Origin of the sequence: Bradyrhizobium roseum, assembly GCF_030413175.1 — a bacterium.
GTDB classification, from domain to species: Bacteria; Pseudomonadota; Alphaproteobacteria; order Rhizobiales; family Xanthobacteraceae; genus Bradyrhizobium; species Bradyrhizobium roseum.
This window is the reverse complement of record NZ_CP129212.1, coordinates 5,103,510-5,128,020: the sequence shown is the minus strand read 5'-3', so window position 1 is coordinate 5,128,020 and position 24,511 is coordinate 5,103,510. Positions and strand designations below refer to the sequence as shown.

The 24,511-nt window shown below is 64.1% G+C and carries 17 protein-coding genes; 3 read left to right on the top strand and 14 right to left on the bottom strand.

Annotated elements, in window-relative coordinates:
- Window positions 1-14 precede the first annotated feature (14 nt).
- Together QUH67_RS24350 and QUH67_RS24345 are read right to left on the bottom strand one after the other, a co-directional pair.
- Window positions 15-1,010, bottom strand: a complete 996-nt coding sequence (locus tag QUH67_RS24350; protein ID WP_300941909.1) for a P1 family peptidase — start codon at window positions 1,008-1,010, stop codon at window positions 15-17.
- A 64-nt stretch (window positions 1,011-1,074) separates the two neighbouring features.
- A complete protein-coding gene (locus QUH67_RS24345; RefSeq protein ID WP_300941907.1) occupies window positions 1,075-3,849 on the bottom strand; it encodes a PAS domain S-box protein in 2,775 nt (924 codons plus the stop codon).
- Window positions 3,850-4,267: 418 nt separating this feature from the next.
- Here QUH67_RS24345 and QUH67_RS24340 point away from each other — a divergent pair, with 418 nt between their 5' ends.
- Window positions 4,268-4,666, top strand: coding sequence for a response regulator (locus QUH67_RS24340; RefSeq protein WP_300941906.1), 399 nt, complete (start codon window positions 4,268-4,270; stop codon window positions 4,664-4,666).
- Between the two features lie 42 nt (window positions 4,667-4,708).
- On the opposite strand, the gene QUH67_RS24335 is transcribed toward QUH67_RS24340, so the two are convergent.
- The 7 genes from QUH67_RS24335 to QUH67_RS24305 all read right to left on the bottom strand — a co-directional run bounded on the left by QUH67_RS24335 (window position 4,709) and on the right by QUH67_RS24305 (window position 17,864).
- The gene (locus tag QUH67_RS24335) at window positions 4,709-6,190 is read right to left on the bottom strand and encodes a sensor histidine kinase (protein ID WP_300941904.1); all 1,482 of its coding nucleotides are present in this window, start codon (window positions 6,188-6,190) and stop codon (window positions 4,709-4,711) included.
- 13 nt (window positions 6,191-6,203) lie between these two features.
- Window positions 6,204-12,494 (bottom strand): HAMP domain-containing protein, encoded by a 6,291-nt coding sequence (locus QUH67_RS24330; RefSeq protein ID WP_300941902.1) that lies wholly within the window; start codon window positions 12,492-12,494, stop codon window positions 6,204-6,206.
- 260 nt (window positions 12,495-12,754) lie between these two features.
- A complete protein-coding gene (locus QUH67_RS24325) occupies window positions 12,755-13,873 on the bottom strand; it encodes a branched-chain amino acid ABC transporter substrate-binding protein (protein WP_300941900.1) in 1,119 nt (372 codons plus the stop codon).
- A gap of 167 nt (window positions 13,874-14,040) precedes the next feature.
- Window positions 14,041-14,787 (bottom strand): ABC transporter ATP-binding protein, encoded by a 747-nt coding sequence (locus tag QUH67_RS24320; protein ID WP_300941898.1) that lies wholly within the window; start codon window positions 14,785-14,787, stop codon window positions 14,041-14,043.
- Window positions 14,784-15,617 carry an ABC transporter ATP-binding protein gene (locus tag QUH67_RS24315; RefSeq protein WP_300941896.1) on the bottom strand — a complete coding sequence of 278 codons (834 nt, stop codon included), beginning with the start codon at window positions 15,615-15,617 and terminating at the stop codon, window positions 14,784-14,786. Before QUH67_RS24315 ends, QUH67_RS24320 begins: the two co-directional genes overlap by 4 nt.
- Window positions 15,614-16,915 carry a high-affinity branched-chain amino acid ABC transporter permease LivM gene (livM, locus tag QUH67_RS24310; protein WP_300948162.1) on the bottom strand — a complete coding sequence of 434 codons (1,302 nt, stop codon included), beginning with the start codon at window positions 16,913-16,915 and terminating at the stop codon, window positions 15,614-15,616. The genes QUH67_RS24315 and livM overlap by 4 nt, the downstream gene beginning before the upstream one ends.
- A 31-nt stretch (window positions 16,916-16,946) precedes the next feature.
- Entirely contained in the window at window positions 16,947-17,864 is a 918-nt protein-coding gene (locus QUH67_RS24305) for an ABC transporter permease subunit (protein ID WP_300941894.1), read from the bottom strand.
- Between the two features lie 279 nt (window positions 17,865-18,143).
- Here QUH67_RS24305 and QUH67_RS24300 point away from each other — a divergent pair, with 279 nt between their 5' ends.
- The gene (locus QUH67_RS24300; protein ID WP_300941893.1) at window positions 18,144-18,308 is read left to right on the top strand and encodes a hypothetical protein; all 165 of its coding nucleotides are present in this window, start codon (window positions 18,144-18,146) and stop codon (window positions 18,306-18,308) included.
- An 88-nt stretch (window positions 18,309-18,396) separates the two neighbouring features.
- Here the strand turns inward: QUH67_RS24300 and QUH67_RS24295 are convergent, their stop codons facing one another.
- Window positions 18,397-19,635 (bottom strand): MFS transporter, encoded by a 1,239-nt coding sequence (locus QUH67_RS24295; protein WP_300948161.1) that lies wholly within the window; start codon window positions 19,633-19,635, stop codon window positions 18,397-18,399.
- A 130-nt stretch (window positions 19,636-19,765) separates the two neighbouring features.
- Window positions 19,766-20,647 carry an SDR family oxidoreductase gene (locus tag QUH67_RS24290; RefSeq protein WP_300941891.1) on the bottom strand — a complete coding sequence of 294 codons (882 nt, stop codon included), beginning with the start codon at window positions 20,645-20,647 and terminating at the stop codon, window positions 19,766-19,768.
- 80 nt (window positions 20,648-20,727) lie between these two features.
- On the opposite strand from QUH67_RS24290, the gene QUH67_RS24285 reads away from it, so the two are divergent.
- Entirely contained in the window at window positions 20,728-21,582 is an 855-nt protein-coding gene (locus QUH67_RS24285) for a helix-turn-helix transcriptional regulator (RefSeq protein WP_300941889.1), read from the top strand.
- Between the two features lie 6 nt (window positions 21,583-21,588).
- On the opposite strand, the gene QUH67_RS24280 is transcribed toward QUH67_RS24285, so the two are convergent.
- The 3 genes from QUH67_RS24280 to QUH67_RS24270 all read right to left on the bottom strand — a co-directional run bounded on the left by QUH67_RS24280 (window position 21,589) and on the right by QUH67_RS24270 (window position 24,351).
- Window positions 21,589-21,981, bottom strand: coding sequence for a carboxymuconolactone decarboxylase family protein (locus tag QUH67_RS24280; protein WP_300941887.1), 393 nt, complete (start codon window positions 21,979-21,981; stop codon window positions 21,589-21,591).
- Between the two features lie 131 nt (window positions 21,982-22,112).
- Window positions 22,113-22,895, bottom strand: a complete 783-nt coding sequence (gene pcaD, locus QUH67_RS24275; protein ID WP_300941885.1) for a 3-oxoadipate enol-lactonase — start codon at window positions 22,893-22,895, stop codon at window positions 22,113-22,115.
- A 100-nt stretch (window positions 22,896-22,995) separates the two neighbouring features.
- Window positions 22,996-24,351 (bottom strand): 3-carboxy-cis,cis-muconate cycloisomerase, encoded by a 1,356-nt coding sequence (locus QUH67_RS24270; RefSeq protein WP_300941883.1) that lies wholly within the window; start codon window positions 24,349-24,351, stop codon window positions 22,996-22,998.
- Window positions 24,352-24,511: the final 160 nt, after the last annotated feature.

The following is a 24,511-nucleotide window of genomic DNA, read 5'->3' as shown; positions in this document are numbered from 1 at the left end:
CTTCGGAATGCGACCTAGCCGAAGCGATCGCTCCACGCCGGTAGCGCACCCAGAAAGGGTAGCGCGGTCGCACTGTAGACGCCGCGCGCGATCGCACGCGCGACCGTGTTGGCGGCCACCATCCCGAGTTCGGTGAGGCCGAACTGCGGATCGATCGGCTTCCTGCCGGTCGCGGCGGCATACACCACGTCGCCATCCGTCGGGGCATGGACGGGGTAGATGGCGCGGGCCATTCCGGTTTGCGCGATCATCGCCAGCCGCTTGGCCTGCGATTTCGTCAGCACGGCATCCGTGACCACGACGACCAGCGTGGTGTTTTCCGAAGGCGTCGCTTGCGGACCGCCCTTCAGCCGTGCGCGCAGCATGTCGGGCGTGAACGAAGGCGGCAGTCCGCGTCCGCCGAATTCGTCGTTCTGTTCGAACGGCGCCGCCCAGAACCACGGTCCGTCGCCGACCGTCACGCTGCCGACGGCGTTGACGACGGCGAGCGCCCCGACGGTGACCCCGCCATCGGTCTGCGCCGATGCCGAACCGAGCCCGCCCTTGAGATTGGCGGTGGTCGCGCCGAGGCCGGCGCCGACGCTGCCCAATGCAAAATCGTCGCGCGCCGCGCGCGCCGCGGCGTAGGCGAGGTCGCGATAGGGCGGGAAGCGTCCCCAAGCCTTGTCGCCGCCGTTGAGCAGATCGAAGCAGATCGCGCCCGGAACGATCGGGATCACGGCCTCGCGGATCCGCAAGCCGCGGCCCTGTTCAGCCAGCCAGGCCTGTATGCCGCCGGCGGCGTCGAGCCCGAGCGCCGAGCCGCCGGATAGCGCGATGGCGTCGATCTCCTGGACGGTGCTTTCGGGCTTGAGAAGGCCGTCCTCGCGGGTGCCGGGCCCGCCGCCGCGCACGTCGATCGAGGCGACGGCGGGAGAATCGAAAATGACCGCGGTCACGCCGGAGGCGAGGGTTGCGTCGTCGGCGTGGCCGACGCGGACGCCGGAAATGTCGGTGATGAGATTCTTCAACGCGCCGTTCCGTCAGGCCACATTTGGCGGGCCGATCCACGGATATATCAGTCGCACCGGTTGCTCAACTGGCAAGCGCCAGCCGGATCATCCTGGCGAGTTCGGATTTGCGGTAGGGTTTCGCCAGCAGCAGCACGCCTGAATCCAGCCGGCCATGATGGACGATGGCGTTTTCCGTATATCCGGACGTATAGAGCGTCTTGAGGCCGGGCCGCCGCTTCAGCGCTTCGTCGACGAGTTTGCGGCCGTTCATGGCCCCGGGCATGATCACGTCGGTGAAGAGCAGGTCGATGGCGGGGACATCGTCGATGATGCGCAAGGCATCGAAAGCGTTGGACGCTTCAAACGTGGCGTAGCCCAGGCTCTGGACCTGGGTCATGACGTAACGCCTTACCATCGCATCGTCCTCGACGACGAGGATGGTTTCGGTGCCACCCACGACGTTCGCCGAAGCCGCCGCTTCCGCGGCGGTCTGCTGCAGGCCGATCGCCCGCGGCAGGTAGATCTTGACCGACGTGCCATGGTCTTGCTCGCTGTAGATCTTGACGTGCCCCCCCGACTGCTTGACGAAGCCGAACACCATGCTCAGTCCGAGGCCGGTGCCGCGGCCGACTTCCTTGGTCGTGAAAAAGGGTTCGAATACTCGCTCCACCAGCGCGGGCGGAATTCCGGTGCCGGTGTCGCTGACGGCGATCATGACGTAACTGCCGGGCGCGACCTCGCTGTGCCTGCCGGCATAGTTTTCATCCAGAACGACGTTGGCGGTTTCAATTGCAAGCTTTCCGCCATCGGGCATGGCGTCGCGCGCGTTGATCGCCAGGTTGAGAACGGCGGTGGTGAGCTGGTTGGGGTCGGCCAGCGCCGTCCATGTATTCTCGGCCAGGAGCGGGGTGATCTCGATGTGCTCCCCGAGGGTGGGACGCAAGAGCTTTGCCGACTCCAGCACCAGCGCATTGACGTCGAGTTCGACGGGCTGCAAGGGCTGCTTGCGGGCAAACGCCAGCAGATGCTTGGTCAGGTTGGCGCCGCGTTCGGCGGCTTCGTCGATCAGCCTGGCGATCGTAACGTAGTCGGGGTTGTCGGCGACGGCTTCTTCAAGAATGCCGATGGTGCCGGTGATCACGGTCAGGATGTTGTTGAAATCGTGCGCGACGCCGCCGGTGAGCTGGCCGATTGCGTCCATCTTCTGGGCATGCCGCAACTGGGCATCTGCGGTCTGCTTCTCGGTCAGATCCCGGCCGATGAAGAAGTGGCGACGGACCGGCTCCGACCACGTTCCGGTCCAGTTCAGCGCGACCGTTCTGCCTTCCTTGTTGATATAGCGCGTTTCAAAACTGCGCTTGCGCTGTCCTAGTCGCGCCGCCCTCATTTCCCTGCGGGTGTGCTCGATATCGTCGGGGTGGATGAATTCGACCGCGCTATGTCCGAGCAGGTCGGACGGCTGATAGCCGAGGATCGCCGTAACGCTCGGGCTGACCTGGATGAAGTTGCCCTTGCTGTCGGTCACCAGAATGAGATCGTTCGAAGAATCGAAGATGCGCCGGCGTTCCTCGATTTCCTGGCTGAGTGCCCGCTGCGTCCGCTTGCTTTCGGTGATGTCGCGCGCGGATTTGGAGATGCCGACGATCCGCCCGGAGGCCGAACGGATCGGAGAGATGCTCAGCGAAACGTCGACGATGCTGCCGTCCTTGCGCATCCGCGAAGTTTCCTGGTGTTCGATCGGTTCGCCGGCGCTGACCCGCTCGATGATGTCGCGCAATTCGTCGCGCCGTTCAGGCGGGACGATGATGTTGGTGTTCCTCCCGATCGCTTCGGCCGCCGTGTAGCCGTACAGGCGTTCGGCGGCACCGTTCCAACCGGTAATGGTACCATCGAGCAATTTGGTGATGATGGCGTCGTTGGACGATTCCACGACCGAGCTGAACAGGCTTTCACGTTCGCTGCGGAGGCTTCGCTCGGACGCGGCTTCGCGGCGAACGTTTCCGAGCAGGCGGGCCAGCTTGGCTTGGACGCCGACATTGTCGATCAGCAAAATGGCGAGTACCAGGCTCGCAGCGCAAAGGCCGTAGATGCGGCCGAGATAGAAGCCGAGGTCGAAGCGCGCGACGTTCAGGATCGCCGACAGGGCGATGTCGAACAGCCAGACGCACATCACCACCATCAGCCAGACGTCGAGCACGGAGTGCGGCTGGCGAAGCCACAATATCGCTAACGCCGCCAGGCTAAGGCACCACACGGTCGAGACCACGCCCAGCATGATGGGCGTATAGTGGCCGCCGCTCAAAAGGATCGGCAGCCGGTCATGGTGGGCGGTGACCAGCCAGACGACCGCTGCCATCGCAACACCGACCGCAACGATGCATTTGGCGACCGCCGCGCCGGTCGACACCAGCATCATCTGCCTGTCGTCTTTCGCTTTCAGAAGCGCGTAGCCGATGACGAGAAACGGAAATCCGCCGTGCCAGACCATGTAGAGCCAGACGGTGGTCTGCGACCCCGCGCCTAGCAGACCGCCGGGCGCGAACAGACCGGGGAACGTGAGGGCGTGGACGACCGCCGCCATGGCCGTGAACAGATATCCGCTCGCCAGCAACAGCAGCGCCCGCGAGCGGCTGATTGCGAACTGCGAAAACAACATGACGGCGGTGATCACGTCGTTGATGGCAAGCGCCGACTGGTAGCTCGCAACGAATGCCGGGATTGGGGTCAGCGGCACGCCGGCAAACGGTACGGCGCAGGCGAAGAGTACTGCGGAGATACCAACGACGAAGAGCGCGGGTCTGCCATCGCGGGCGGTCGCCGGCATGGTCGAAACGAAGATGTTGCGCTCATCATCCATTGTCGCCTCCGGCCAACTGGCAGCGAACACGCTGTTGCAGTTCTAGAGTGGCAATAGCTTCAAACGCCCGGGAATAGCGTACCGGCGCAGCCCGATTTCCAGCCGGTGCATGGATTTGAAGGAATCAAATGCCGAGATAACTATGATAGGTCATGATGAGATTTCCCGAAATCGTATCATGAACCCATCTCTTTGTTTGAACATGATCTTTTTGGAGAACCGATTCCCGCTTTTCCGGATCATGCCCTGCGCGCCCCGGCCAGAATCAACTTGAGGTTCCATCTTACCTGTCGACGCCTAGCGCGCGACACATGATCGCGTAACCGACTCTTTACCGTCCGGGCCAATACTGGTACGTGCGACGGCCGAAATCCCTTCGACTACCCAGGCTGTTGCGCCACCGATCCGGGAGGGCTCAATGCCCCGCGTGCTTGTTGTTGACGATCAACCCGAGGTCCGCACGATCATTGCTATCGTGCTGCGCATGCACCGCTACGAAATCATCGAGGCGGAAAGCGCCAGCGCTGCCTTGAAGCTGTTCGAGCCGGCGGGCTTCGACCTGGCGATCGTCGACATCCTCCTGCAGGACAGCAACGGCTCGGATCTGATTGCAGCGCTGCGCGCCCAATCGCCCGGCCTGCCGGTCATTGCGATTTCAGGAATGACCGTGCTGGACTTCCTGCCCGATACGCCCGAACTCTCTGATGTCGTCTGCCTTCAGAAGCCATTTCGTCCGGCAGATCTGATGCGCGCGATCGAAGCGGCATTGGAACCGCACCGACGGCCGGCCAACACCGCCGCAGCGGCCGCGGGATAGAGCGGGGTCAGTCCGCGTTCACAGCGCCAATCAGGCGTCAGGTTACCGTTCGGCGCATCGCAGGCCATGGCTGTCAGCGGCGGAAACCGGTTCGGCGGCAAACGGACGCTGCGGCGGCGGGACCGTCAAGCGGCAAACCAGGCCTTCCGGGCGCCAGTCGAATTCAGCCTGCCCGCCGAGCTGCGATTCGATGCTGGCAATCACGCTTCTGGTCCCGAAGCCGCGCGCCACCGGCTTCTCTACCGCGGGTCCGCCGGTCTCCACCCAGATGATCCTGAGCTGGCCGGCATCGTCTTCCCAGCTCACCGACAGCCGGCCCGCCAGCGCCGAGAGGGCGCCGTACTTCGCCGAATTGGTGACGAGTTCGTGCAGCGCGAGCGCCACCGTCTGGGCCGTCGTCGGTTCGAGTTGCATCTCCGGACCAGACAGGTTGATCTGCTCGCCGGTCAAATAGGGCGCCAGTTCCTCGTCGATCAGTTTTCTGATTTTGGCGCCTTGCCAGCTCGAGAGCGAAAGCACGGTGTGCACCCGTGCGAGCGCGTTGATCCGTCCTTCGACCGAGCGGACATAGGTTTTCACGTTCTCGCCGCGCGTCAGCCGGACGATCGATTGCGCCAGCGCCAGCGCATTCTTGGCGCGGTGGTCGACCTCACGCGCCAGCAGGTTCTGCCGCTCCTCGGCCTGCTTGCGCTCGGTGATGTCGACGGTGACGCCGGAAACACGAATGACGCGGCCGCCCGTGTCGGTGCTCGCCGCCGCCGTTGCCGCGCACCATCGCACCTCGCCGTTCGGACGGATAATGCGGAATTCCGTTTCATATGATTTCGCGCCGCGCGCGAAATTTGCCCACGCCTCGTGCAATACCTGCACGTCGTCGGGATGCAGCAGCGCCTGGATATTGGCGGGCGTCAGTTCGAACTTGGCGGGATCGAGGCCGAGGATCTGATACTGGCCTTCGTCCCACATCCAGTCGCCGTTGACCCAGTCCCAATCCCACGAGCCCATCTTCCCGGCAGCGATCGCGAGGCTGCGGCGCTGCTCGCTTTGCAGCAGCCTTTTGTGCGAATCCTCAAGTTCGGCGGTGCGGGCACGAACGCGATCCTCCAGTTCGATGTTGAGGCGTTCGAGTTGGCGCGTCTTGCGATAGAGTTCCGCAAATACCTTGATCTTGGCGCGCAGCACCTCCGGAACCACCGGCACCGGTACATAGTCGACCGCGCCCATTTCGTAGCCGCGCAAGCGGTCGAGGTCGCTGACCTGTATGGCGGAGATGAAAATCATCGCGATTTTCTGAAACCGTGGATGCTCGCGGATCATGGCGGCGAGTTCGAAGCCGTCCAGTTCAGGCATGCAGACATCGACCAGGATGATTGCGACGTCGTTTTTGAGCAGATACTCCAGCGCCGCGCGCCCGGACGAAGCCTTGACCAGGTTCTCGCCGAGTTCCTTCAGGATGACTTCATAAGCGAGCAGCTTCGCAGGCTGATCGTCCACCAGAAGAATGTTCACCTTGTCGTCCATCATCTGCTTACGCCGATCACCGGTGCAGCCACATTCGTATCGCGAGCAGCAACTGCTCGGTATTGACGGGCTTTGCGAGATAGTCCGAAGCACCGGCTTCGAGACATTTCTCGCGGTCGCCCTTCATCGCCTTGGCGGTCAGCGCAATGATCGGAAGGCGACCGAACGACGGGTTTTGCCTGATCACGCCAATGGTCTGATATCCGTCCATCTGCGGCATCATGATATCCATCAGCACGATTGCGATATTCGGATTGGATTCGACCAGCGCAATGGCTTCGTGGCCCGTCGTCGCCGTCAGCACCTTCATGCCGCGCCGTTCTAATACGCTCGACAGCGCAAAGATGTTCCGGGCGTCATCGTCCACGAGAAGTGCGGTCTTGCCAACCAGATCTTCATCGGAACTGTTGAGCTTTTCGAGCATCCTCTGCTTGGCGACAGGCAATTCCGTGATCACACGGTGCAGAAACAACGACGTTTCATCGAGCAGGCGTTCCGGCGACTCGACGCCCTTCACCACGATGCTGCGTGCCATCGTGTGAAGTTCCGCGTCTTCCTCGGCCGAAAGTTCCCGTCCCGTGAACACGACGACAGGTACGTTCGACAGCGTTTCGTCGCTGCGGAGTCGGTCGAGCACCTCGAAGCCGCTCATGTCGGGCAGCCGCAGATCCAGCACCACGCAGTCGCACGGCTGGTTCCGCAGCGTCGACAACGCGTCGGCGCCGGTGTCGGCGGTGATGATCTCGATGTCGTCATGGCCGAGCAGCTCGGTGATGCTCATCTGCTCGGCGGCATTGTCCTCCACGATCAACAGGCGCTTGCGCCGGGGCTTGGCGTATTCCTTGATCTGCGACAGCGCCGCACTGACGCCCTCGGTCGTCGTCGGCTTGTTGACAAAGGAAAACGCGCCGCGGGCCAACGCATGCTGACGGTCTTCGTCGAGCGTGATGATCTGCACCGGAATGTGCCGCGTCAGCGGATTGTGCTTGAGCTGGCTCAGCACGGTCCAGCCCAGCATGTCCGGCAGGAACACGTCGAGCGAAACCGCCGATGGCTGGAACTGCTTGGCGAGTTCGAGCGCCTCGTCGCCGCGGCTGGCGACCAGCACCTTGAAGCCCTTGTCGCGGGCAAGGTCGATCAGCACCCGCGCGTAATGCGGATCATCCTCTACGATCAGAAGGATGGTGTCGCCCGGCTCGAGACTGAGTCGGTCGTCCGGCAATTGCTCGATGATGCGCTCCTGGGTCGCTGCAACCTGCAGCGCCGGAGTTTGCGCAAAGGCCGACGGGGCAGGAGCACGCGGCGCCACGGTAGGGCCGGAATATTTCAGCGGCAGATACAGGACGAAGGTAGAGCCTTTTCCGGGCACGCTACGCAGGTGGATTTCGCCGCCGAGCAGGCTCGCAAGTTCGCGGCTGATGGCAAGGCCAAGGCCGGTGCCGCCGTATTTGCGGCTGGTGCCGGCGTCGGCCTGCTGGAACGCCTCGAAGATCAGCTTCTGCTTTTCCAGGGGAATGCCGATGCCGGTGTCGGTCACCTCGAAGGCGACGACCGCGGGCGCGTGATTGAGGATCGGGTGTTCGGCGCTCCAGCCGCCGACGGCGGCCGAGACGTTCAGCTTCACGCCGCCTTCCGCGGTGAACTTGAACGCGTTCGACAGCAGGTTCTTCAGCACCTGCTGCAGGCGCTTGGAATCGGTCACCATGCTGCGGGCGAGGTTCTCGTCGACGTCGATGCTGAACGAAAGATCGCGGTTGTCGGCCTCGTGCCGGAACGGCCGCCCGACGGTCTCCAAGAGGCTCGACGTCAGGATTTCCTCGGCGTCGACCGTCACCGTTCCGGATTCGATCTTCGAGAGGTCGAGGATGTCGCTGATCAGGTTGAGCAGGTCGGTGCCGGCGCCGTGGATGGTGCGGGCGAATTCGACCTGTCTTGCCGACAGATTGCCGTCCGGATTTTCGGTGAGCTGCTGACCGAGGATCAGGATGCTGTTTAGCGGCGTGCGGAGCTCGTGGCTCATGTTGGCGAGGAATTCGGACTTGTACTTCGAGGTCAGCGACAGCTCGGTCGCCTTTTCCTCGAGCGCGCGGCGGGCCTGTTCGATTTCCTGGTTCTTTCGTTCCACCTCGACATTGCGCTCGGCAAGCTGCTGCGCCTTCTGTTCGAGCTGTTCGTTGGTCTGCTGCAGCTCCTTCTGCTGCGTCTGCAGTTCGCCGGCGAGCTGCTGGGACTGTTTCAGAAGGCCCTCGGTCTGCATCGTCGCCTCGATCGAGTTGAGCACGATGCCTATGGAATCGGTGAGCTGTTCGAGGAAGGTCATCTGCGATGTCGTGAACGATGAGATCGAGGAAAGCTCGATCACGGCTTTCACCTGGTTTTCGAACAGCACCGGAAGCACGACAAGATTCTTCGGGGCGATGCGCAGCAGCGCCGAATTGATCGGCGCCGTGTCGGCCGGAATGTCAGCCACCAGCCGCTGCCGCTTGTCCATCGCGCACTGGCCGATCAGCCCCTCGCCGAATTGCACGACCGGCGGATGCGGCTTGGCGCCGTCGCCGGCATAGGCCGAGAGCAGGCGCAACTGCGGGCTGTCGGCATTCTCGGTCTGGTAGATCACGCCCATGTGCGCGTTGATCAGGGGCGCCAGTTCGGTCAGCAGCAGCCGGCCGACGGTCGTGAGGTCGCGCTGGCCCTGCAGCATGTTGGTGAATTTGGCGAGGTTGGTCTTCAGCCAGTCCTGTTCGGTATTGACCTGCGTCGTCAGGCGCAGGTTGCCGATCATGGTGTTGATGTTGTCCTTGAGTTCGGCCACTTCGCCGCGGGCGTCGACCTGGATCGAGCGTGTCAGGTCGCCCTTGGTCACCGCAGTGGCCACCTCGGCGATCGCGCGGACCTGCGAGGTCAGGTTGGCGGCGAGCAGGTTGACGTTGCCGGTGAGGTCCTTCCAGGTGCCGGCCGCGCCCGGCACGTTGGCCTGGCCGCCGAGCCGGCCTTCGACGCCGACTTCGCGGGCCACGCTGGTGACCTGATCGGCGAAGGTCGCCAGCGTTTCGGTCATGTTGTTGATGGTGTCGGCAAGGGCGGCGACTTCGCCCTTCGATTTCACGGTCAGGTTCTGCTTGAGGTCGCCGTTGGCGACCGCCGTCACTACCTTGACGATGCCGCGCACCTGCTCGGTCAGGTTGGCGGCCATGAAGTTGACGGTGTCGGTGAGGTCCTTCCAGGTGCCGGCGACGCCGGGGACCTGGGCCTGGCCGCCGAGCTTGCCCTCGGTGCCGACTTCGCGCGCGACGCGCGTCACTTCGCCGGCAAAGGCGTTGAGCTGGTCGACCATCGTGTTGATGGTGTTCTTCAGTTCGAGGATTTCGCCCTTCACGTCGACCGTGATCTTGCGCGACAGGTCGCCGCGCGCCACCGCGGTGGTCACTTCGGCGATGTTGCGGACCTGCGTCGTCAGGTTGGCGGCCAGGAGGTTGACGTTGTCGGTGAGATCCTTCCAGGTGCCGCCCACGCCGGGCACCACGGCCTGGCCGCCCAATCGTCCCTCGGTGCCGACCTCGCGCGCCACGCGCGTCACTTCGGCGGCGAACGAGCGAAGCTGCTCGACCATTGTATTGAGGGTGTCTTTCAGCAGCAGGATTTCGCCGCGGACGTCGACCGTGATCTTCTTCGACAGGTCGCCACCGGCGATGGCGGTGGCGACTTCGGCGATGTTGCGGACCTGCGCGGTCAAATTGGACGCCATGAAGTTGACGTTGTCGGTGAGGTCCTTCCAGGTGCCGGCGACTTCCGGCACCTGGGCCTGGCCGCCGAGCTTGCCTTCGGTGCCGACTTCGCGCGCCACGCGGGTGACTTCGGAGGCGAAGGCGTTGAGCTGGTCCACCATCGTGTTGACGGTGTTCTTCAGTTCGAGAATCTCGCCCTTGACGTCGACCGTGATCTTCTTCGACAGGTCGCCCTTGGCCACCGCCGTGGTGACTTCGGCGATGTTGCGGACCTGGCCGGTCAAATTGCCGGCCATCGAGTTGACGTTGTCGGTGAGGTCCTTCCAGGTGCCGGCGACGCCGGGCACGTTGGCCTGACCGCCGAGCCGCCCTTCGGTGCCGACCTCGCGCGCCACACGGGTCACTTCGCCCGCGAAGCGGTTGAGCTGGTCGACCATCGTGTTCAGCGTTTCCTTGAGCTGCAGGATTTCGCCGCGGACGTCCACGGTGATCTTGCGCGACAGGTCGCCGCCGGCAATTGCGGTTGCGACCTCGGCGATGTTGCGGACCTGCGCCGTCAGGTTGCCGGCCATCGAGTTCACGGAGTCGGTGAGGTCCTTCCAGGTGCCGGCGACGCCGGGCACCTCGGCCTGGCCGCCGAGCTTGCCGTCGGTACCGACCTCGCGCGCCACGCGGGTGACTTCGCCCGCAAAGGCGTTGAGCTGGTCGACCATCGTGTTCAGCGTTTCCTTCAATTGAAGGATTTCGCCCGATACGTTCACCGTAATCTTCTTCGACAGGTCGCCCTTGGCCACCGCGGTGGCGACTTCGGCGATGTTGCGGACCTGGGCGGTGAGGTTGCCGGCCATTGAATTGACGTTGTCGGTGAGATCCTTCCAGGTGCCGGCGACACCGCGCACATTGGCCTGACCGCCGAGCTTGCCCTCGGTACCGACCTCGCGCGCCACGCGGGTCACTTCGCCGGCAAAGGCGTTGAGCTGGTCCACCATGGTGTTGATGGTGTCCTTCAGCTCCAGGATTTCGCCGCGCACGTCCACAGTGATCTTCTTCGAGAGGTCGCCATTGGCGACGGCGGTGGTCACCTCGGCGATGTTGCGGACCTGCGCTGTCAGGTTGGACGCCATCGAGTTCACGCTTTCGGTGAGATCCTTCCAGGTGCCGGCGACGCCGAGCACGTTGGCCTGACCTCCCAGTCGTCCTTCCGTGCCGACCTCGCGCGCGACGCGCGTGACTTCGCCGGCAAAGGCGTTGAGCTGGTCGACCATCGTGTTAAGCGTTTCCTTCAGCTGAAGGATTTCGCCCGATACGTTCACTGTGATCTTTTTGGAAAGGTCGCCGCCGGCGATCGCGGTGGCGACGTCGGCGATGTTGCGGACCTGCGCCGTCAGGTTGGAGGCCATGAAGTTGACGTTGTCGGTGAGATCTTTCCAGGTGCCGGCCACACCCGGCACCTGGGCCTGGCCGCCGAGCTTGCCCTCGGTGCCGACTTCGCGGGCGACGCGCGTCACTTCGGAGGCGAACGAGTTGAGCTGGTCCACCATGGTGTTGATGGTGTCCTTCAGCTCGAGGATTTCGCCGCGGACGTCCACCGTGATCTTGCGCGAAAGGTCGCCGCGGGCGACCGCCGTGGTCACGTTGGCGATGTTGCGTACCTGGGCGGTAAGATTGCCGCACATCGCGTTGACGGAATCGGTGAGATCCTTCCAGGTGCCGGCGACGCCGGGGACGATGGCCTGGCCGCCGAGCTTGCCGTCGGTGCCGACTTCGCGCGCCACGCGTGTCACTTCGGAGGCGAAGGAGCGGAGCTGGTCCACCATCGTGTTGATGGCTTCTTTCAGTTGCAAGATCTCGCCACGGACGTCGACCGTGATCTTCTTTGACAAATCGCCATTGGCCACCGCGATGGTGACTTCGGCGATATTGCGGACCTGGCCGGTGAGGTTGTTGGCCATCGAGTTGACGCTCTCGGTTAAGTCCTTCCAGACGCCGGTTACTTCCGGCACCTGAGCCTGGCCGCCGAGCTTGCCCTCGGTGCCGACTTCGCGCGCCACGCGCGTCACTTCCGAGGTGAACACCGAAAGCTGCTTGATCATCGTGTTGACGATGGTGGCCGACTGCAAAAACTCGCCGCCCAATGGACGGCCGTCGACATCGAGCTGCACGGTCTGCAGCAGATTGCCCTGCGCCACGGCGGCGACCGCGCGCGTCACTTCGCGGGTCGGCCACAGCAGGTCATCAATCAGCGTGTTGACGGAGCCTTCCATGTCGGCCCACGACCCGCTCGACAGGTCGAACTTCACGCGCTGCCGGGTCATGCCCTCGCGCCCGACGACCTGGCCGACATGCTCGAGTTGTTGCGCCATACGCTGGTTGGCGGCGACGATTTCGTTGAAAGTATCGGCGATCTTGCCCTCGATGCCGATGTGATCGCCGGTCATCCGCACGGAGAAATCTCCCGCGCGCATCGCCTGCAAAGCGTGCAGCAGATCCTGCATCGGGTCAGACGTGCCGTTGGTGGTGGCGGGCTTGGGTTTGGCGGCCCGGCGAACGGAGGGTGACGCTCCGGGGGAAAGATCACTCATGGTGTTTCCTCGGCCAACTCAGGCCAGTTCGCGCGACTCTCAACGGCTGAGATGCGTGCTCCAACTAGAACCATCCCCCATCGCCAGATCAAGATGGAACAAGCGTTAAGGTTGTAAAATCAATGACATGGAACTCAGCCCAGCAACTCACAATGCAGATGGAACCCAATTGTTCCCACCCCCCTTGAATTATCTGGAACCCAAAATGAAAACGCCCCGGCCAAGCCGGGGCGTTCATGTTCAAATCCGCGAAAAGGCGATCAGGACCCCTTCGGATTGATCTCAGTGTAATTGCCCTTGGCGTCCCACTTGTAGACGACGTAGTCGATCACCTTGATGTCACCCTTGGCATCGAAGGAAAGCTTGCCGAGCACCGTGTCCCATTCGCCGGCCTTGATGGTCTCCATCACCTTCTTCGGATCGGTCGTCTTCGTCTTCGTCACCGCCTGGGTCCAGACCTGCATCGCGGCGTAGGTGTAGAGGGTGTAGCCCTCGGGATCGATGTTCTTGGCCTTGAACTTTTCGACGATCGCTTTCGCGGTCGGCTTGTTGCGCGGGTCGGGGCCGAAGGTGAACAAGGTGCCTTCGGCGGCCGGACCGGTGATCGAGGCGAACTCCTTGTCGTTCATGGCGTCGCCCGCCATCAACACCGTCTTGAGGCCCTGGTCGCGCATCTGGCGCAGGATCAGGCCGGCTTCCTGATGGTAGCCGCCGACGAACACCAGATCGATATTGTCGCGCTTCAGCCGCGACACGATCGCGTTGAAGTCCTTGTCGCCCTTGTTGTAGGACTCGTTCATCTTTTCGGTGATGCCGGCCTTGTTGAGCGCCTTCTTGGTTTCGTCGGCGAGGCCTTTGCCGTAGGTCGACTTGTCGTTGAGGATGGCAACGTTCTTGCCCTTGTAGTTCTTGACGATGTATTCGGCGGCAACCAGGCCCTGCTGGTCGTCACGGCCGCAGACGCGGGCCACGTTCCACAGCTTGCGCTCGGTGAACAGCGGGTTGGTCGAGGCCGGAGTAATCTGCAGCACGTTGCCGTCGGCGTAGGCCTCCGAAGCCGGGATCGACGATGACGAGCAGAAGTGACCCGCCACAAACGGGATCTTGGCGCTGGCGAACTTTTCCGCCACCGAGCGCGCCTGCTTGGGATCGCAGGCATCGTCGCCGACCTGCAGCGCCAGCTTCTTGCCGAGCACGCCGCCGGCGGCGTTGATATCGGCGACCGCCTGTTCGGCGCCGTTCTTCATCTGGCGGCCGAACGCGGATTCGCCGCCCGTCATCGGACCCGCCACGGCGATCGAGATGTCTTGCGCCAGCGCCGTCGATGACAGCGCCAACGACGCGCCCAAGGCCAGGCCGATGAGTTTCAGTGATTTCATGAGATGTCCCTCGCAGGTCAGTCGATTTCGGAAATACCCGGCTGGCCGGGTACGAAAATCACGCCCATTGTCGGATGATTTTACGGCTAAGTCATCGGCAATTTTCGGGCAAATCCACGGTCGGTTCGCAGCATCTTGACGCACCGGCGCCAAGAAAGGTGGGGGTGCTACTCCCGCCGGCCGCCTTCCAGATAGGCAGCGCGGATTTCCGGGCGTTGCAGCAATTCGCTGCCGGTTCCGGACAGGGTGATCAGGCCGTTGACCATGACATAGCCGCGATGGGCCAGTTTCAACGCATGGTTGGCGTTCTGTTCGACGATCAGGACGGTCAGGCCGTCCTGCCGGTTCAGCGTTCGGATCGCATCGAAAATCTGCCGCGCGATCAGCGGCGCCAGCCCCAGCGACGGCTCGTCCAGCATCAGCAGGCGCGGCCGGCTCATCAAGGCGCGGCCGATCGCCAGCATCTGCTGCTCACCACCGGACAGCGTGCCGCCTCGCTGCGCGATACGCTCCTTTAATCGCGGAAACAGCGTGAAGACGCGCTCCAGGCCATTCGCGCGATCCGACTCGCTGCTGTCGGTCGCATCTGCCCCCATCTGCAGATTCTCCGCCACGCTCATGCGCGGGAAGATACGCCGGCCCTCCGGCGACTGGGCGATGCGCAGCCGTGCGATCTCATGCGTTGGCACGCCGGTGATGTCGTGGCCGTCGAATTCGATGTGGCCGGAGCGGGCGCGGGGCCGGCCGAAGATCGTCATCATCAACGTCGACTTGCCGGCGCCGTTGGCGCCGATCAGCGCGACGATCTCGCCGGCGTTGATGTCGATATCGACGCCCTTCAGCGCCTCGATCTTGCCATAGGCGGCGCGCAGGCCGCGGATCGCGAGCAGGGGCGTCTTCGATGGGGCGCTCACGTGCCGCTCTCCATCACCGCGATGGCTTCTTCCTCGTCGGTGCCGAGATAAGCGGCGATCACCTTGGGATCGTCGCGGATATGTTTCGGGGTGCCTTCGGCGATCTTCACGCCGTGGTCCATGACGACGACGTGGTCGGAGATTTCCATCACCACGCTCATGTCATGCTCGATCAGCAGGATGGAGGTGCCGTGGTCGCTGCGGATCGCGAGCAGCAGTTCGCTCAAGGCCGCACTTTCGCGCGCGTTCAATCCGGCGGCCGGCTCGTCGAGGCAGAGCAGCGATGGCTGGGTGCACATCGCGCGCGCGATCTCCAGGCGGCGCTGGTCGCCATAGGGCAGGTTGCCGGCGGCATCGTCGGCGCGATCCAAAAGCCCGATGCGGTTGAGCCAAGTCCGCGCCAGGTCGATTGCGTCCTGCTCGGCCTTGCGCCAGGAGGGGGCGCCGATCAGGCCGAGGAACGTCAGCCCGGAGGCGCGCATCAGCGCGTTGTGCTGCGCCACCATCAGGTTTTCCAGCGCGGTCATGCCGGGAAACAGCCGGATGTTCTGGAAAGTGCGGGCGACCCGGGCAAGTTTGGAAATCCGGAAATCGTTCAGCCGTTCGAGCTGGATCGGGCCGCTGTCATCATGCGTCAGCCGCATCGAGCCTGACGAGGGCTTGTAGAAGCCGGTGATGCAGTTGAACACCGTGGTCTTGCCGGCGCCGTTCGGTCCGATCAGCGCGGTGATCTTGCGACGCTCGGCAGCGAAGGAAAGTTCGTTGACGGCAACGATGCCGCCAAAACGCATCGACAGCCGGTCGACCGATAGGATCGGATCGCCGCTCATCCGTGTCCCTCCTTGACGAGGTCGGAAGAGATCGCCTGGTTGTGCTTGAGGAACACGGTTGGCGCGCGATGGCCGATCAGGCCGCGCGGCCGCCAGATCATCAGGAGCACCATCGCCATGCCGAACACCAGCATGCGGTACTGATCGAGCCCGCGGAACAGCTCGAAGCCGCCGATCATGGCGAGCGCGGCGAGCGCGACGCCGAGCTGCGAGCCCATGCCGCCGAGCACGACGATTGCCAGCACCAGCGCCGACTCATGGAAGGTGAAGGATTCCGGACTGATGAAGCCTTGTCGGGTCGCGAAGAACGCGCCGGCAAAGCCGCCGAACATCGCTCCGGTGGCAAACGCCGTCAGCTTGGTCGTGGTGGTGTTGATGCCGAGCGCGCGGCAGGCGACCTCGTCCTCGCGCAGCGCCTCCCAGGCGCGGCCGATCGGCAGCCGCCGCAGCCGGATGGTGACCCAGTTGGTGAGCAGTGCCAGGGCCAGGATCAGATAGAACAGGAACACGATGCGGTGCGTCGGCGAGTATTCGATGCCGAGCAGGGCGGCGAGCCCGTTGTCGTCGTTGGTGAGGGGAATGCCGAACATGGTGGGGCGCGGAATGCCGGTGACGCCGTTCGGCCCGCCGGTCAGGTCCTGCCAGTTGATGATGACGAGGCGGATGATCTCTCCGAAGGCGAGAGTCACGATGGCGAGATAGTCGCCGCGCAGCCGCAGCACGGGAAAGCCGAGCAGCACGCCCCAGAACGCGGCCAGGATGCCGGCGAGCGGCAGGCAAACCCAGAATGACAATCCGAAATTGGTGGCCAGCAGCGCGTAGGAATAGGCGCCGACCGCATAGAACGCGACATAGCCGAGGTCGAGCAGGCCGGCGAGGCCGACCACCACGTTCAGTCCCCATCCGAGCATCACGTATGTCAGCACGAGGATGGCCAGATCGAGAATGTAGCGCTCGTTGTAGAACAGGACCGGGACCAGGAACGTGAATATCAGCAGCACCGGCGCGACCATGCGTCCGGCAAACGAGAGCGTGCTCTGCACGGATGCGGGAATGACCCGGACGGTTTCCACCGGTCCCCACCATTGCCGCAACAACTCGACGACGATGCTGCCGCCGAACACGGTCCCAACCATCGCGGCAAGGTCGCCGAATCGCGTCCAGTAGGTCAGTTGTCCGTCCGAGCCTGCTTCGGTGCGAACGCCGATCATCAGCGAGAACAGCACCAGCGCCACCAGCGCACTGATCAGCGCCTTCTTGAAGATGAAGGCGGCGCCTGGAGCGCGCGAGGTTTGCATGGGGACGGGGGGTGCGCTCACGCTGCCGCCGTCAGACTTTTTCGACTTCGGGCCGGCCGAGCAGGCCGGTCGGAAGGAAGACGAGGACCACGATCAGGATCGAGAACGCGGCGACGTCCTTGTACTCGACCGAGAAATAGGCCGACCATAGCGTCTCGATAAGACCGATCAACAGCCCGCCCAGCATCGCGCCGGGAAGCGAGCCAATGCCGCCGAGCACCGCGGCGGTGAACGCCTTGATCCCGGCGACAAACCCCATGAAGAAATCGACCAGGCCGTAATAGAGCAGGTACATCATGCCGGCGACGGCCGCGAGCGCCGCGCCGATCACGAAGGTCATGGAAATGGTGCGGTCGACATCGACGCCGAGCAGCGCGGCCATGGTCTGGTCCTGCTCACAGGCGCGCATGTCGCGGCCGAGCCGGGTGCGCGACACCAGCCAGGTGAACAGCGCCAGCAGCACGATGGTGGTGATGACGACGATGATCTGGATGTTGGACAACTGAACGACGAAGCCCTCGGCGCCCTCATGCAGCGTGTAGCCGCCGGTGATGATCGGCGGCACCGGCTTGACGCGCGCGCCCTGGGCCACCTGCGAATAATTGGTCAGCACGAAGGACATGCCGATTGCCGAGAGCATCGGCGCCAGGCGGAACGAGTGCCGCAGCGGCCGGTAGGCGATGCGTTCCACCGTCCAGCCATAGAGCGCCGTGATCGCCATCGATACCAAAAGCACGATCAGCAGGATCAGCGGGATCGCGGTCAAGCCGAACGACACCAGGATCAGGAAGGTGATCAGCGCTATGAAGCCGCCGATCATGAAAATGTCGCCATGGGCGAAATTGATCATACCGACGATGCCGTAGACCATCGTGTAGCCGATCGCGATCAGGCCGTAGATCGAGCCGAGCACGAGGCCGTTGATCAGTTGCTGGGCGAAGTAATCCATGCGCTGCCGTTTTGTCCCCGAGGCCCGGACGCGTCGAGAGCTCCGGCAGCCCAGGACGACGCGTCGTGTCGGTTTCTAACAGTGGGAACCGGGGGCGGCAACAGCGCCGGCTGCGGCTAAATTGGCTTGTACAGGGCTAGTTTTATGGCAGCGGTTCCCTGCGCCACAGTCCGAACATGGCCTTGCCGCGGAATGATCGCGGCGGAACCGGTGTTCCCTCGCAACGAATGTCGAAGCCCTCCGTTGACCCCGGCTACGTCTAACCAACGGAGATTCCAAATGACCAATCAGAACAATCCGGGCCAGCAGAACCAGAACCCGGGTCAGAAGCCCGGTCAACAGCAGGGCGGCGGCCAGAAGCCCGGCCAGCAGCAGCAGGACCCGGGCCGTCAGGGGCAGAACCCCAACCGACAGGGCCAACAGGTCCCCGGTCAGGAACGTTAGCCGGATTGGTGAGTAAATGAAGAAGGCCCCGCCGAAAGGCGGGGCTTTTGTTTTGAGCGCCCGCCCACCTCCACCTGATCCTTCAAATTCAATTCGACGCCGCGCCGCTGCGCGCAGCCCGTTGATACAGAGCCGCCAGACAGACCAGCAGCACCGCTGCCGACAGGCCGAGCGACCAGTGGATACCTATCGCAGCGCCGGCGAGGCCGACGGTGATGCCGCTGAAGGCGCGCATGCCGAGGCCTGCCATGTTGAACAGGCCGACGACGCGGCCGCGGATGTCGGCGGGTGCGTTGATCTGGACCAGCGCCTGCGCCATCGTATTGAACGAAAGTTCGAAGAACCCCGCGGCAAACAGCAGCGCGATCGCCAACGCATAGAAGGGCGACGCGGCGAATGCGAGCAGCGACAGGCTCCACAGCGCGGCGAGGACAATGGCCGTCCGGGGCGTCGGCCTGAGCCGTCCCCACGCTTCCAGCGCGATGCCGGCGAGCAGGGCGCCGGCGGCGTCGGCGGCCAGCAACGTGCTGTAGGAAGCACCGGGGTCGCCATGGCCGAGGTCGCCGGCATAGCCAGGCATCTGCGCATGATAGGCGTTGCCGATCATGAAGGAGGTCAGCCCGGCGAGCAGCGTCATCGAAGTCAGCACCGGTTGCGTGCCGATGTCGCGGATGGTCTGGATGATATCGGCAAGCCCGCGGACGGCGATACGCCGGGGCGCGCCGTCCCTGGCGCGGGACGGCGCGTAGAACAGCCAGAGCAGCAGCGGCAGATAGAACAGCGTGTTGAAGATGATGCCGTGGGACGGGCCGAGCGTCAGCATGATGACGCCGCCCACAGCCGGGCCCACCAGGATGCCGAGATAGCGCGCTGTCGCGTTCAGTCGCACCGCGCTCGGCAGAGCGGACGGCACCACGGTATCGTAGAGCAGCAACTGGTTCGGCGTCTGCCACAGCACGCCGGCGCAGCCGTGAATGACCAGCAGCACCATGGCGTGCCACATCTCGAGCGTGTCGGTGATGAAGAAATATCCCCATCCCGCCGAGGCCACGATGAACAGCAGCATGCCGCACTGGATGATGCGGCGCGGGTCGTAGCGATCGGCCAGCGAGCCGACGGCTACCGAGAACAGCAGGAACGGCAGCCAGTGCGACAGCACGGCAAAGCCGGCCAGCGCGGGTGAATGGAATTTCTGGAACACCACCCAATAGCTGATCACGTGCTCGATATTGTCGGCCATCATCGCCAGTACGTAGGTCGTGAACTGGGCGCGATAGGGCGATGATTTCATGGCCGCGAACGAGCCGGAAGCCGCCGCAGGTTTCATCTCATGTTGCGGGTTCAAGATATCACCAGGGCAGGGCTTCACCGGCGCGACGCTGCGATGCGGCGGTTGCTTCGCGTGCGGCGATACACGCTTGCGGTCCGGCGCTCAAGCCACGCGCATGTGCATACGCTCATGCAAAATAGTGGCCCTGGTCGAGATCGGCGATCAGCCCTGGCCGCTCCGGCTGCCATCGCAGCGCCGATCGGGTTCGCGCGCTCGATGCGGGCATGTCCATGGCGGCGAACCGGGCGATCCAGCCGAAATGCGCAGGCGCCTCTTCGTGGCTGACAGAGACGACGGGCACGCCGAGCCTGCGGCCGATAAGTTCGGCGATCGCCTTGAGCGGCACGCCCTCGTCGGCGACCGCGTGATAGGGACCATTCTCGACGCCTTGTTCGATCGCCAGCCGGTAGAGCCGGGCGGCATCAAGCCGATGCACGCCGGGCCAGCGGTTCTGGCCGTCGCCAACATAGGCGGCGACGCCTGTATCGCGGGCGATGGCAATCAGGCGCGGCACGAAACCGTGGTCGCCGGCGCCATGGGTCGACGCCGCCAGCCGCACGGCGGCGGCACGTATGCCCCGCGCCGCGACGGCGGCCGCTGCGGCCTCGGAGGCGCGCGGGAAACCGGTCGGTGCGCCATCGGCCTCGGTCGCGATCCGGCCCGGCGCCAGCGACCCAAAGCCTGAGGTCACCAGCATCGGCCGTTTCGATCCCTCCAGCGCCGCGCCCATCGCTTCGATCGCGCGCCGGTCTTCCGCGCAGTTCTCCAGATATCTCGAGAAGTCATGGTTGAAGGCGGTGTGGATGACCGCGTCTGACTGACGCGCACCGTCGCGCAGGCTTTTCAGATCGTCGAGCGCGCCGAGATGAATTTCGGCGCCCATCGCGGCGAGCGCGCTCGCTCCGGCCTCGGAACGGGCGAGACCGAGCACCTGATGGCCCGATGCGATGAGTTCGTGGACGATGGCGGAGCCGACAAAGCCGGTCGCGCCGGTAACGAAGATGCGCACGAGAAAACCTCCAGGAATGTTCGGAGGCGGATATTGATCAGGCGTCTGTCATGTTAAAGTAGTGACCTTATCAGGGTATAATGACCAACAGGATCGGCGTGAGCATCGAAACCGGCAATCTGCTCGGAAGCTACCTCAGGGATCGCCGCACCCGGCTCGATCCGGCCGCGCTCGGCTTTGCGGCGGGTCGCCGGCGGACGCCGGGACTGCGCCGGGAGGAGGTGGCCCAGCGCGCCAATATCAGCCCCACCTGGTACACATGGCTGGAGCAGGGACGGGGCGGCGCGCCGTCACCCGACGTGCTGAACCGGATCGCGCGTGCGCTGATGCTGACCGACATCGAGCGCGAACATCTCTTCCTGCTCGGACTGGGGCGTCCACCCGAAGTCCGCTACACCGCTACCGAAGGCGTGACGCCGCGCCTGCAGCGTCTGCTCGATGCGCTCGATGCCAGCCCCGCACTGATCAAGACCGCCACCTGGGACGTCGTCGCGTGGAATCGCGCGGCGGCTGCCGTGCTGACCGATTACGGCACGCTTCCTCCGGGCCAGCGCAACATCCTTCGCTTGATCTTCGGCGATCCCCGCGTGCGGGCGGCGCAATATGATTGGGAGCGCGTGGCGCGTTTCGTGGTCGGCGCATTCCGGGCGGATGCGGCGCGTGCCGGCGCTGTTTCCGAAGTCGGCCAGCTCGTCGAAGAGCTTTGCCGGCTCAGCCCCGAATTCGACGCGCTGTGGCGCGACAACGACGTCAACGTCCATGGCGAGGGCGTCAAGCGCCTGCGCCATCCGGTCCTGGGAGAGCTCGCGCTGGAATATTCGGCGTTTGCCGTCGACGGCCGTCCCGATCTCGGCATGATCGTCTACAATCCGGTCACGCGAGCGGATGCGGAGCGGATCAGGTCGCTCATCACGTCGTTGCCGGTGCAGGCATGAACGTGGCTAGCTTTTCAGCAAGCCCATTTCGGCGATGATTGCGTTCGCTTCCTTCACCGCGTGGTTGGCCGCCGGCACGCCGCAATAGATTGCCTGCTGCAGCAGGATTTCCTTGATATCGTCGGGGGTGAAGCCGCCTTCGGCCAGCGCTGCACGCACATGCAGGCGGAATTCATCCCATTGTCCGAGCGCCACCATGGTGCCGATGACGAGCACGCGGCGGGTGCGATGGTCGAAATGCGGCCGGGTCCAGATGTCACCCCAGGCGTAGCGGGTGATCAGGTCCTGGAAATCGGTGTTGAAGGCGTTGCGGTTCTTGACCGACTTGTCGACCCACTCATTGCCGAGCACTTTTCGGCGCTGGGCCATGCCCTCGTCGCGGCGTTGATTGTCGTCCATTGGGTGTCTCCTCCGATGTCGTCATTCCGGGGCGATGCGAAGCATCGAACCCGGAATCCAACTGGCAGCAAAGTCCGGGGCGAATTGATTCGCGGTTCGTGCTGACGCGCGCCCCGAATTGACGACCAGTGTCAGCGTTGCGTCAAAAAGCCCACCAGCGCATCCGTAAAAGCGTGCGGCTGCTCGATGTTGGAAATATGCGCGGCATCGAGGATGGTCATGCTGGCGCCGGGGATCCGGCTGCGCATGAACTCGCCGTCCGCGATCGTCGTCGACATGTCGTGGCGGCCGGCGATGACCAGCGTCGGGCTGTTGATCTTCGGCAGCAGATCGCGCTGGTCGAGCGTCGACAGCGCCTCGCAGCAGGCAATGTAGCCCTCGACCGGCGTGGCCAGCATCATCGCCTTCATGTTGGCGGCGATCTGCGGCTCGCGTTCGCGAAAATCCGCGGTCAGCCAGCCCGCCAGCACGGCGTCGGCGACCGCAGCGATGCCGCCTTCCTTTACAGCCTTGATGCGGTCGTTCCAGCGCGTCGGGTCCGGGTAGTGGCAGGTGGTGTTGGCCAGCACGATCTTGCCGAACCGGTCTGGTGCATTGGCGCCCAGCCATTGCCCGACCATGCCGCCCATCGACAGGCCGCACCAATGGGTCTTGGCGATATTGAGGTCGTCGAGGATCGCCAGCACGTCGCGGCCGAAACGCTCCAGCGAATAGGGCCCCGCCGGCACATTCGACTTGCCGTGGCCGCGCCGGTCGTAGCGGACGACGCGGAACAGCTGCGTCAGCGCTTTCATCTGCGGCTCCCACATCTGCATGGTCGAGCCCAGCGAATTCGACAGCATCAGCGTCGGTCCGCCGTCGCGGCCTTCGACGGATACGTTGAGCAGGCACCCGTCGGCGTCGATCATCGGCATGGGTCTAACCTCCGCTGTCATGCGCGGGCTTGACCCGCGCATCCATCCAATAAGAGTCTATTCAAGAAGATGGATTGCCGGGTCAAGCCCGGCAATGACATCAATTCTCGTTCAGCGAAGCGAGCAGGCGGTCGATCAGCGCTTGCGAGGCGCCCTGATAGGCCATCGGCTCGAACAGTTTTGCGATTTTTTCCGCGCCAAGCTCCGCGGCAACTTTCGGGTCCTTCGTCAACACGTCGCGCAGATGCTTCTTGTCCTTGACCGCCGTCTTGCTGGCGGTTTCGATCAGGTGATGCGCGTCGCTCTTGCCGATCGTCTCGGCGAGCGCAAATGTGACGGCTTCCGCCATGATCAGGCCGTTCGTCGCGTCGAGATTGGCGTGCATGCGCGCGGCGTCGACTTCCAGTCCCTCGGCGATATCCACGATCGCGGCCAATCCGCCCGACGTTACCAACATCAGCGTCGGCAGCGTCGGCCATTCCGCGTGCCAGGGGCCGGCGCTGCGCTCATGGTCCTGCACCTGGGCGGCAAAAATCGTCGCCGCGAGGTTGGGGGCCATGGTGGCCGCCGCCAGGGCGCTGGCCGCCGCGACGGGGTTGCGCTTGTGCGGCATGGTCGAGGAGCCGCCGCGGCCTTCGCCCGAGGGCTCGAACGCTTCGCCGACATCGGTCTGCATCATCAGCGAAACGTCGCGCGCGATCTTGCCACAGGTGCCGGCGAGGATGGCCAACACCGAGGCCGCCTCTGCGATGCGGTCGCGGTGGGTGTGCCAGGGTGCGTCGGGCAGCGGCAGCTTGAGTTGGGCGGCCAGCGCTTCGGCGACCTTCAGTCCATTGTCACCCAAGGCCGCCAGCGTGCCTGCCGCGCCGCCGAATTGCAGCGCCAGCGTCTCGCTGCGCAGGCGCTGCAGCCGCAGTTTCGAGCGGTGCAGCGCCGCGGCATATTCGGCGAGTTTCAGCCCGAACGGCATCGGCAGCGCATGCTGCAGCCAGGTGCGCGCCACGACAGGGGTATGCCGGTGTTGGTGTGCCAATTTGGCAAAGCCCGCGACGGCGCGATCAATGTCGGCGAGCAGCGCGTCGATGCCGGCGCGAAGCCCGAGCATGGCGCCGGTATCGATGACGTCCTGGCTGGTCGCGCCCCAATGAACGTAACGCGCCGCCCCGGCGTTCACCCCGGCGACGTTGGCCGTCAGCGCCTTGACCAGCGGGATGGCGAGGTTGCCGGATCTCGTTGCGGCCTCCGCCAGCGCGGCGAGGTCAAATGATTCGGCCCGGCACGCGCTTGTGATCGGGCCGGCGGCATCAGCCGGAATCACGCCCAGCGCAGCTTCGGCGCGCGCCAGCGCCGCCTCGAAATCCAGCATATTTTGCAGGGTCGCGGCATCGTCGCAGATCGCGCGCATCGCCACGCTCGACAGCATCGGAGCCAGCAGGGGAGACAGGGACGTGCTCATCTGCGCGCGACCTAACCATTACGGGTTGCCGCTGCCAATGCCCTTGTCAGCCCGGCTGTGTTGCACCTGCGAATATGCATCGCTCCTCGCCACTGGCGGCCTTCCTTTTGGACCGGCGGTGCTTTACTTGGGGAGATCAGTTAGAAGCGATCCAGGAGGC